Source organism: Clostridium sp. DFI.5.61, assembly GCF_024462915.1.
Lineage (GTDB): Bacteria > Bacillota > Clostridia > Oscillospirales > Oscillospiraceae > Lawsonibacter > Lawsonibacter asaccharolyticus.
Map to the genome: position 1 here is coordinate 26,347 of NZ_JANGBZ010000028.1, position 9,841 is coordinate 36,187.

At 64.0% G+C, this 9,841-nt stretch carries 11 protein-coding genes; 1 reads left to right on the top strand and 10 read right to left on the bottom strand.

Features of this window, described 5'->3' with window-relative positions; all coding sequences use genetic code 11:
- Nucleotides 1-49: 49 nt before the first annotated feature.
- The 10 genes from ribF to rimP form a co-directional block, all read right to left on the bottom strand.
- Nucleotides 50-964, bottom strand: coding sequence for a riboflavin biosynthesis protein RibF (ribF, locus tag NE584_RS12715; RefSeq protein WP_108980722.1), 915 nt, complete (start codon nt 962-964; stop codon nt 50-52).
- A 46-nt stretch (nt 965-1,010) separates the two neighbouring features.
- A complete protein-coding gene (gene truB / locus NE584_RS12720; protein WP_108980721.1) occupies nt 1,011-1,880 on the bottom strand; it encodes a tRNA pseudouridine(55) synthase TruB in 870 nt (289 codons plus the stop codon).
- Entirely contained in the window at nt 1,873-2,820 is a 948-nt protein-coding gene (locus NE584_RS12725) for a bifunctional oligoribonuclease/PAP phosphatase NrnA (protein WP_108980720.1), read from the bottom strand. Before NE584_RS12725 ends, truB begins: the two co-directional genes overlap by 8 nt.
- A gap of 32 nt (nt 2,821-2,852) precedes the next feature.
- Nucleotides 2,853-3,200, bottom strand: coding sequence for a 30S ribosome-binding factor RbfA (rbfA, locus tag NE584_RS12730; RefSeq protein WP_108980719.1), 348 nt, complete (start codon nt 3,198-3,200; stop codon nt 2,853-2,855).
- Between the two features lie 42 nt (nt 3,201-3,242).
- Nucleotides 3,243-3,677, bottom strand: coding sequence for a hypothetical protein (locus NE584_RS12735; protein ID WP_108980718.1), 435 nt, complete (start codon nt 3,675-3,677; stop codon nt 3,243-3,245).
- Nucleotides 3,678-3,870: 193 nt separating this feature from the next.
- The gene (infB, locus tag NE584_RS12740) at nt 3,871-6,237 is read right to left on the bottom strand and encodes a translation initiation factor IF-2 (protein WP_077138726.1); all 2,367 of its coding nucleotides are present in this window, start codon (nt 6,235-6,237) and stop codon (nt 3,871-3,873) included.
- A gap of 18 nt (nt 6,238-6,255) precedes the next feature.
- Nucleotides 6,256-6,903: a 50S ribosomal protein L7 gene (locus NE584_RS12745; RefSeq protein ID WP_050623699.1), complete on the bottom strand. Its 648-nt coding sequence runs from the start codon at nt 6,901-6,903 to the stop codon at nt 6,256-6,258.
- Nucleotides 6,893-7,171, bottom strand: a complete 279-nt coding sequence (gene rnpM, locus NE584_RS12750; protein WP_050623698.1) for an RNase P modulator RnpM — start codon at nt 7,169-7,171, stop codon at nt 6,893-6,895. Before rnpM ends, NE584_RS12745 begins: the two co-directional genes overlap by 11 nt.
- 94 nt (nt 7,172-7,265) lie before the next feature.
- Nucleotides 7,266-8,465: a transcription termination factor NusA gene (gene nusA, locus NE584_RS12755; RefSeq protein WP_050623697.1), complete on the bottom strand. Its 1,200-nt coding sequence runs from the start codon at nt 8,463-8,465 to the stop codon at nt 7,266-7,268.
- 20 nt (nt 8,466-8,485) lie between these two features.
- The gene (gene rimP / locus NE584_RS12760; protein ID WP_050623696.1) at nt 8,486-8,941 is read right to left on the bottom strand and encodes a ribosome maturation factor RimP; all 456 of its coding nucleotides are present in this window, start codon (nt 8,939-8,941) and stop codon (nt 8,486-8,488) included.
- Nucleotides 8,942-9,356: 415 nt separating this feature from the next.
- Between rimP and NE584_RS12765 the strand changes: the two genes are divergently transcribed.
- Entirely contained in the window at nt 9,357-9,773 is a 417-nt protein-coding gene (locus tag NE584_RS12765) for a hypothetical protein (RefSeq protein ID WP_108980717.1), read from the top strand.
- The last annotated feature ends 68 nt before the right edge of the window (nt 9,774-9,841 follow it).

Genomic DNA, 9,841 nt, shown 5'->3' on the forward strand with positions numbered 1-9,841 from the left:
TTTGATTTTCTGCCGCCTGTGGCGCGGCGGGGCCTCTTTTCCCCTCTCCTTATTGATACTCCGCCTTTTCCTGAAAATATTCCCGGGCCTGCTGGGCGTTCCTGCGGATCTCCTCCGCCAGCTCCTCCATAGAGGGAAACTTCCGCTCCCCCCGCAGGCGGTGATAGAACTCCATCCGCATCGTCTGACCGTACAGGTCCCCGTCAAAGTCCAAGATGAAGCCCTCCACCGTCACCCGGCGGTCTCCGTCCTGCACTGTAGGGCGCACCCCCACGTTGGTAACGGCGATACGGCTCTCCCCCCCGAAGCAGACTTTGGTCGTATAGACGCCGAAGGCAGGCACGATGACTCCCTCCGGGATATGCAGGTTCACCGTGGGAAAACCCAGGGTGCTGCTGCCGATTTTTTTGCCGTGGGCCACCTTCTGAGTCAGGACATGGGGATGCCCCAGGAACTGGACCGCCCGCTCCATCTCCCCCTGGGCGATCAGGGTGCGGATGTAGGTGGAAGAGATGGTGATGCCGTCCTGCTCCACCTTGGGGATGATGTCACATCCGATGCCCAACTGGGCGCACTTCTCCTGGAGGCGCCGGGGGTTGCCCTTACCCATATAGCCGAAGTGGAAGTCGTGGCCGGCCACCACATGGACCGCGCCCAGTTCTTCCGCCAGATACCGGTCCACAAAGTCCTCCCAGTCCATGCGCATCATGCCATCAAAGTTGGACACCACCACCTCCTGGATGCCGTAGCGGCTCCGCATCAGCCATCCCCGGTCCTCCACCGAGCTGAGCAGGGGCACTGTCTGGCCCGTGATGGCGGCGGTGGGGCTGCGGTCAAAGGTGAATGCGGCCGCCACCGCATCCAGCTCCCGGGCCTTGTCCACCACCCGGCGAAGCAGGGCCCCGTGCCCGTTGTGGACTCCGTCAAAAAAGCCGAGGGCGATCACTCGTCTGTTCTTGTTCACAATCTGATAAGTCTCCTTCTTTTTCTCTCTGCGGACTTCCGGGCGCTCACACCGGGAAGAAGCTCTTGATGGTGGTCAGCCTTCCCCGCTCCATCCGGCTCAGGGCTAGGAAGGTCCCCTCCGCCCCATAGACCCGGTACTCCCCGTCCGGTGTCTCCGGCAGGAACAGGCTCATGCCGTTGCGCACCTTTTTCTCTGCCGGAGGCTTGAGGATCAGCACAGGGCGGTCAGCAAAGTAGGCGTCCACCCCCAGAAGCAGGGACGCGGGTCCCTCCGCCTGGAGCACCTGCTCCAGAGGCAGGGCGTCCTCCAGCTTGAACCCGGCCGCCATGGTCCGGCGCAGGCCGCTCATGCAGCCCCCGCACCCCAGTGCCCGGCCAATATCATGACACAGGGTGCGCACATAGGTCCCCTTGGAACACCGGACCCGCAGGGTGTAATCCGCCGGCCCCGTCTGCTCTTCCAGCGTCAGGCTGTGGATGGTGACGGCCCGGGGCTGCCGCTCCACCTCCTGGCCCTTTCGGGCCAGCTCATAGAGCTTCTTTCCTCCCACCTTGATGGCGGAGTACATGGGGGGGATCTGCCGGATCTCTCCCCGGAACTGCCCCAGTACCTGCTCCAGCTCCGCCTGGGAGACGGAGACCGGCCGCTCCGCCAGCACTGTGCCGGTGGTGTCCTGGGTGTTGGTCTCCACCCCCAGCCGCAGGCCGGCTACATACTCTTTCTCCGACTCGGAGGCAAACTCCACCGCCCGGGTGGCCCGGCCCACGAACACGGGGAGCACACCTGTCGCCATGGGGTCCAGTGTACCGGCGTGGCCGATGCGCCTTTCGTGGAAGATCCCTCTCAGCTTGGCGCACACATCCATACTGGTCCAATCTTGGGGCTTGTCGATGATGATGATGCCGTCAGCCATGACGCACCTGCTCTATCGCCCACAGGATGGCCCGCTTGGCCTCCTCCACGCTGCCCTCCACCGTGGCGCCGGAGGCGGCGGCGTGGCCCCCGCCCCCCAGCAGGGCGCATACCCTGCTGGCGTTAAGGACCTCCGGATCAGTGCGCAGGGACAGCTTGCACGTCCCGGGCCTCAGCTCCCGGATGGTGATCGCATTCTTCACGCCCTCCACCTGTCCCACAAAGGAGGCGATATCCTCCAGGTCCCGCTCGTCGGCCCCCAGCTGGGCCACCATCGCCAGGTCCACCGCCGCCACGGCGGTCTCCCCGCCGTCAAACAGCTCCATGCCCTCCACGATCCGGCTCTCGATCCGGAGGCGCTTCAGGGTCTTGGTCCGGAAGTGGCGCTTGTTCAGCTCCGCCGCAGGGATGCCGGTCTCCATCAGGGCGGCCGCCGTCCGGTGGGTGTCCGCCGTGGTGTTTCCGTAGACGAAGCAGCCGGTGTCGGTAGACACCGCCACGTAGAGGGGCACCGCCATCTCCCGGGTGACCGGGCCCAGCAGGCCCGCAATATCATAGATCAGCTCCCCGCAGGCCGCCCGCCCGGCGTCCAGGCAGGTCTCCCGGGCAAAAAACTCCTGGGAGGGGTGGTGGTCGATGGCCAGGTCCACCCGCTCCAGGTAACACCGGGCGTTCTCCGGGAACAGCCCCCGGGCGGCGATATCCACCGATACCACGGTGTCCGGGCTCCAGCCCTCCGGGGCGGTCAGCCCCTCCAGATAGGGGGTGAAGAGGCTGGTGGCCTCCGGGTTTTCCAGCACCCAGGCCGTCTTTCCCCGCCCCCGCAGGGCCAGACACAGCCCCGCTGCGCAGCCGATGGTATCTCCGTCCGGCCGGACGTGGGTGAGAATCAGAAAATCCTCCCGTTCCATCAGCCACTCCGCTGTCTGTCGCTCATTCATATCCAGGTCTCCTTTGCCCTCCGGGCCTCTGTTTACTCCTTGGGCCCCTCCACGCTGCGCAGCAGCTCCAGAATGTGGGCTCCCTTGTCGATGGAGTCATCCAGCTGGAACACCAGCTCTGGGGTGTAGCGCAGCCTCAGGGCGCTCCCCAGCTCCCGGCGCAGCCAGCCAGAGGCGGATCTCAGTCCCTTGAGCACCCGCTCCCCGTTCTCCTTGTCCAGTACGCTGATATATGCCTTGGCGTACCGCAGATCCGGGGTGGTCTCCACCGCTGTCACCGAGATCATCCCAGACACCCGAGGGTCCTTGACCGCGGGGATCAGAGCGGACAGCTCCCGCTGGATCTCCTCGTTGATGCGTCCGATGCGATTGCTTGCCATAGTTGGTCCTCCTTCCCGGGCAAAACCGCCCGCAGATGAAAATCAAATGGTGACCGCCATCCGGCACTGGCCGGGGCAGCCGTTTTGTGCGGGAGGGTCGCACAGCTGCTCCAGGGCTTCCCGGTCCAGATCGCCCAGCCTCCCCTGGAACCGGGCGATCTTCTCCTCCCGGTCGTCTCCCACCCACAAATTCCACAGCTCTATTGTCTCGCCAGGGCGGCAGCTGCGCTTCAGGTAGGCCCTCAGCTGCTCCGCCTCCGCTTCTGCGGCCTCGACATTCAGCTCGTACTGCCAGAGCTTCATCTCCAGCCCCAGTGCCTCCACCGCGTCCCGGTAATACTGATGCGGCTGGATGGAAAATCCGGGAGTCTCCACCTGAACGCACGCTCCGCCCGCTGTGGAAGCAGAACTCCGGCGTATCCCGGAGTCGTACAGTGGCAGGGGGTGATCGGCCGCCACCAGCATCACATAGCTCACAGCACAGCTCCTTTCACGCAGACAGACCCGTCCCCTCCTCAAATGAATTGGGGATGGAACGGGCCTGTTTTCGGTTGTTCCTTTTACTCCGGTACTCCGGCCGCCGCTGGGGGGAGCACGCCTCGTCCCCGCAGGGTCCGTATCTCCTGCGGCCCATCTCGGAACTGCGGGTCTGCCTAGAGACAGAGGAAGGTCAGACCTCGATCTGCTCCATCAGGAAGGCCTCTACAATATCGCCCTCCTTGATATCCTGGAACTTCTCGAAGGTGATGCCGCACTCGTAGCCCGCGGCCACCTCTTTCACGCTGTCCTTGAAGCGCTGGAGGGAGGCGATGGCCCCGTCGTAAATGACAATGTTGTCCCGGAGGAGGCGCATCTGGGCGTTGCGCTGCATCTTGCCATCCAGCACATAGCAGCCGGCCACCATGCCCACTCCGGTGATGCGGAACACATTGCGCACCTCGGCCCGGCCCAGGTCCACCTCTCGGAATTTGGGGGCCAGCATACCCTTCATAGCCGCCTCCACCTCGTTGATGGCGTCGTAGATGACCCGGTACATCCGCATATCCACATTGGACCGGGCGGCGGTCTCCTTGGCGTTGGCGTCAGGGCGGACGTTGAAGCCCACAATGATGGCACCGGAGGTAGAGGCCAGCATCACGTCGCTCTCGCTGATGGCGCCCACGGCGCAGTGGATGACCCGGACCCGGACCTCCTCATTGGACAGCTTCTCCAGGGATGCCTTCACTGCCTCAGCGGAGCCCTGAACGTCTGCCTTGACGATGATGTTCAGGTTCTTCATCTCACCGGCCTGGATCTGGCTGAACAGATCCTCCAGGGTGACCTTGCCCACTGCGCTGCCGGAGGCCATCTTGTTCTCGTGCTTGCGCTGCTCCACCAGCTCCCGGGCCATGCGCTCGTCAGCCACGGCGTGGAAGTCATCGCCCGCGCCGGGCACCTCACTCATGCCAATGATCTCCACAGGAACGGAGGGGCCGGCGGACTCCACCTTCTGGCCCTGGGCGTTGGTCATGGCGCGGACACGGCCCACGGCGGTGCCCGCGATGATGACATCGCCCTGATGCAGGGTGCCGTTCTGGACCAGCAGGGTGGCCACGGGGCCGCGGCCCTTGTCCAGCCTGGCCTCGATGACGGCACCGTGGGCGGAACGGTTGGGGTTGGCCTTCAGCTCCCGCATCTCGGCGGTAAGGACCACCATGTCCAGCAGGTTGTCAATGCCCATGCCCGTCTTGGCGGAGATGGGGCAGATAATGGTCTCGCCGCCCCACTCCTCGGGCACCAGCTCATACTCGGTGAGCTGCTGCATGATCCGGTCGGGATTGGCGGTGGGCTTATCCATCTTGTTGATGGCTACGATGATGGGGATCTCAGCGGCCTTGGCGTGGTTGATGGACTCCACGGTCTGGGGCATGATGCCGTCATCAGCGGCCACCACCAGGATGGCCACGTCGGTGATCATGGCGCCCCGGGCGCGCATGGCGGTGAATGCCTCATGGCCGGGAGTGTCCAGGAAGGTGACCGGGCTGCCCTTCACATCCACCTGATAGGCGCCGATGTGCTGGGTGATGCCGCCCGCCTCTCCGGAGACCACGTTGGCGTGGCGGATATAGTCCAGCAGGGAGGTCTTGCCGTGGTCCACGTGGCCCATGACCACCACCACGGGGGCGCGGGGCTGCAGATCCTCCTCCTTGTCCTCCGTGGTGTCGATCAGCTTCTCCTCGATGGTGACCACCACCTCCTTCTCCACCTTGCAGCCCATCTCCTCGGCGATGATGGCGGCGGTGTCAAAGTCGATGATGTCGCTGAGGGAGGCCATGACCCCGTTCTTGATGAGGCACTTGACCACCTCCGCGCCGGTCTTCTTCATCCGGCTGGCCAGCTCACCCACTCCGATCTCATCGGGGATCAGCACCTTCACCGGTGCCTTCTTGGCGATCTCCAGCTGGAGACGGCGCAGGCGCTCCTGCTCCTCCTGCTTGCGCTTGTTGCCCGGCCCCTGCTGGCGGCCGCGCTGGCGCTGGGCGTTGCGTCCCTGGAACTTCTGCTTGCCGCCCCGGTCCTGCTGACGCTGGTCGGTGAAGGACTCCAGCCGCTCGTCGTACTTCTCCAGGTTGACGGCTCCGCCCTTGCGGGTGTCCACCACCTTCTTCTCCGGCACGCGGGTGGCGGGGCGGGCCTGGGCCTGCTCCGGCTTGCCCCCCTGAGCGCGGGGCTGCTCCCCGCTCTTGTCGGCCTGGGGCGCAGCGCTCTGTGGCCTGCTCTCCCCCTTGGCAGCCGGCTTGGAGGCGCTCTGCTGTGGCTGGGCTGGCTTCGCCTGGGCCGGCTTGGGCTCATGGTAGACGTCCGCAAAAATGGACTCTATGTTCTCCACCTGGTTGTGCTGGGTCAGATAGTCGAAAATAACGGCCAGCTCCCGCTCCTCCAGGACCTGCATGTGGTTCTTGGGGGTCTGGCTGTATTTGGTCATGATCTCCGCGATGTCCTTGGAATTCAGCTTGAAGTCCTTGGCCACCTCGTGGACACGGTATTTGTTCATCATATAGGGCCACCTCGTTTCTTAGGGTTTCCCGGCAGGGTTCCTGCCGCCGGATCTGGGCTTCGCAGTCAGCTTCCGCCCGCCCGGCCCCGGTTTCCCGGGGAATGTTCGGGGCGCTCTCCCCGTCCCGGTCTCCGGCCTGCCCGGCCGTCTGCCTGAGCCGCCTTTGCCCCGCTCCCGCCTGGACGTTGTCGGCGGGGCCTCTTCCCTCTTGCTGGGGCGAGAGGGCGGGGCCGCCCAGGGCTTGTGCTTTCCCTGTCTCATATTTTTCTCGTGCTGGCGTTTTTCTCTCTGGCGCATCAGGGCGCGGTCCGCCTTAGCCCTCAGCTGCTGAGCTGCGGGGCCGTACCGCTCCTCGTCCCGAGCGGCCAGCTTCTCCGCCAGGGCGGCGGCGAACCCGAAGTCGGTCACCGCGAGCATGGCGCAGGAGCTGCGTCCCAGCTGCTCCCCCAGCTCCGCCTTGGTGAAGGGCATTTGGAGCCACAGGGCGCCCCCGGCCTCTCCGAAGTGGGCGGCCCGCCGCACCGTATTGGGGGCGGCGTCCGCCGCCAGCAGGAGCACGCGGGCCTGGTGGGCCCGGGCGGCCGCGCCCACCGGTTCCTCTCCGATCTCCAGCCGTCCGGCCTTTTTGGCCAAACCCAGGAGATGGAGGATGGGGTCATGGGGCATCGCCGGGCACCTCCTTCATCTGCTCCTCCAGGCGCTCATAGACCTCTGGAGGGATCGCCTGGGCGAAAGCCCGCTCCAGAGCCTTGGACTTTCTTGCCCGGGCCAGACACACGCTGTCCGGGCACAGATACGCCCCGCGGCCGGGCAGCTTTCCCCGGAAATCCAGGGAGATGGCCCCTTCCGGGGACTTGACCACCCGGATCAGTTCTTTTTTCGGTCTCATTTCCCGGCAGCCGACACATTGGCGCATAGGGAGCTTCTTGGGCACGGTCCGCACCACCCTTCGACGAATTAGGAATTAGGCGTAAGGAATGATGGGGAGGGGGATGATCCCCAGCTCCCCGGTCCCGGTTCTTGTACGGTTAGTCTTCCTCTGCGGGAGCGGTCTCCCCGGTCCCGGCAGAGTCCTCCGCAGGCGCCTCGGCCTCCTCGACGAACAGTTCCTCCTCGGGAGCCTCGATGGGCTCCAGGGGGGCCGAGGCCGGCTTGATATCGATCTTGTAGCCCGTCAGCTTGGCTGCCAGGCGGGCGTTCTGGCCCTCCTTACCGATGGCCAGGGAGAGCTGATCATCCGGAACCACCACCCGGCAGCTCTTGCCGTCAGGCAGGGGCTCCACGCTGATGACGTCGGCAGGAGAGAGGGCGGCGGCGATGTACTCGGCGGGGTCGTCAGAGTACTTGATGATGTCCATCTTTTCGCCCTTCAGCTCTTCCACGATGGTGTTCACCCGCTGTCCCCTGGGGCCGACACAGGCACCGATGGGGTCCACATTGGGGTCAGCGGACCAGACGGCCAGCTTGGTGCGGGAGCCCGCCTCCCGGGCGATGGACTTGACCTCCACCGTCCCGTCATAGATCTCAGGCACCTCCAGCTCAAACAGGCGCTTGACCAGCCCGGGGTGGGTGCGGGAGATGAGCACCTGAGGACCCTTGGTGGCCCGGCGCACCTCCACCACATAGACCCTCAGGCGGCTGCCCTCCTGATAGGTCTCGCCCCGCACCTGCTCGTTGACGCTGAGGTAGGCCTCCGTGCTCTCGGAGCCGCTGCCGATGCGCAGGGCCACTGCACCGCTGCGGGGATCAATCCGGGTGATGATGCCAGTGAGGATCTCGTGCTCCTTGGAGGTGAACTCGTCATAGATCATCCCCTGCTCCGCCTCCCGGATTCCCTGAATGATGACCTGGCGGGCAGTCTGGGCGGCGATGCGGCCGAAGTTCTTGGGCTTGACCTCAATGCGGATGGTGTCCCCCAGCTCCACTCGGGGCAGGGACAGGCGGGCCTCCTCCAGACTGATCTCAGTGCCCGGATTGTCCACCTCCTCCACCACCTCTTTTTTCAGGAACATGCGGACCACTCCGGTCTCCTCGTTGGCCTCCACGGTCAGGTTGTCACCCACCCCCTCGTGGTCCCGGCGGTAGGCGGAGATCAGGGCCTGGGTGATCTTTTCCATCATATAGCCCTTTTTGATGCCCTTCTCCTCCTCGATCTGGGCGATGGCGGCAAAAAACTCCTTGCTGTCCAGCTCGGTGCTGTTGACCTTTTTCGTTACTCTCTTAGCCACGGTAATTCCTCCTAAACGTATCAAAAGCGGGGGTACAGCCGCGTCTGGGCGACCTCTTTTTTCTCAAACGTGATGGGCATCCCGTTCAGCTCCAGGGTGATATCCCCATCCGCCCAGCCTGTCAAACGCCCCACAAAGTCCTTTTTCCCGTCTTTGGGCCGGTAGAGGCGCACCTCCACCTCTTCTCCACAGAAGCGCTGGAAGTGCTCCGGCTTCTTCAGCACCCGGTCGGCCCCGGCGGAGGACACCTCCAGGGTATAGCTTCCCTCGATGGGGTCCGCCTCATCCAGTGCGTCGGACAGGGGGCGGGACACCGCCTCGCAGTCGTCGATGGACACACCTGTCTCCTTGTCGATGTAGATCCGGAGATACCACGTGCCCGCTTCCTTGACATACTCCACATCCCAAAGGGAGCAGCCCGCTGCCTCTGCCAGCGGCTGCGCCAGTTGGGCCACCAGATCGGTCACTTTCGCCATGGACTTCCTCCTGTCCGGGGCTGAATGTGCCCCCATTTTCTCAATCAAAAAGAGCGGAGCCGCAGCCCCACTCTAACCAATACTACCATAATTACTGTTTCACTATACCATACAAAGTTCTGGATTGCAAGGGGCAGCCCAGAATATTTTTAAAAAAGCAGAGAAAATTTTTCTCGCCTCAGGATATCTCGCCTCTTTCCTGTCTATTCTTTCAAGCAGCGGCACGTCCTATCCTCGCCTGCCTGCGCAGGAGCTTTCTTTCCCAATCGGGGCGGTGTGTGGTATCCTTCCAAAGTTCTCCCTCTCGGCGCACTGTCGGAAAGCTCCCTCGGCGATTGACAAATATGGCACATATACTATAATATAGAGAGGGGGATCTCCCCGCCCGAGCTTCCAACAAAAGGAGGTCCTGTGGATGACTCTGGAATTTACCAACAAGCAGTTTCGGCGCCTGCTGGACCTGGTCTATATCGGCAACTGGATCCTCAACTCCACACGGGGAGACCAGCGCTTCGCGGATTACGACGAGGTAGAAAGCCTTGTCTTCGGCAAGGCCCTGGTCAGCGGTATGCCCGCCCTGGCCGAGGTGTATGAGGGGGAGATCGTCCCCTCCCGCGCCTTTGCAGAGGGCGGCATCCACGAGGCCATCATGGAGTATGAGAACAACGTATTCTTCGATATTCTGGCCGAGGATCTGGCCCGTCGGGACATGGATGATGTCCCCATCGACGAGAGCAACTTTGCCGAGCTCACCAGCCGGATCGACGCCTACATCACCGAGTTCGAGGAGCATGGCACTGACAACATCCTGGTGGATGCCGAGGGGCTGTGACCCCGGGCGCAGCCAGAACGGGGGGGGGGGGGGGGGGGGGGCGGGGGCGCGGGGGGGGGGGGGGGGGG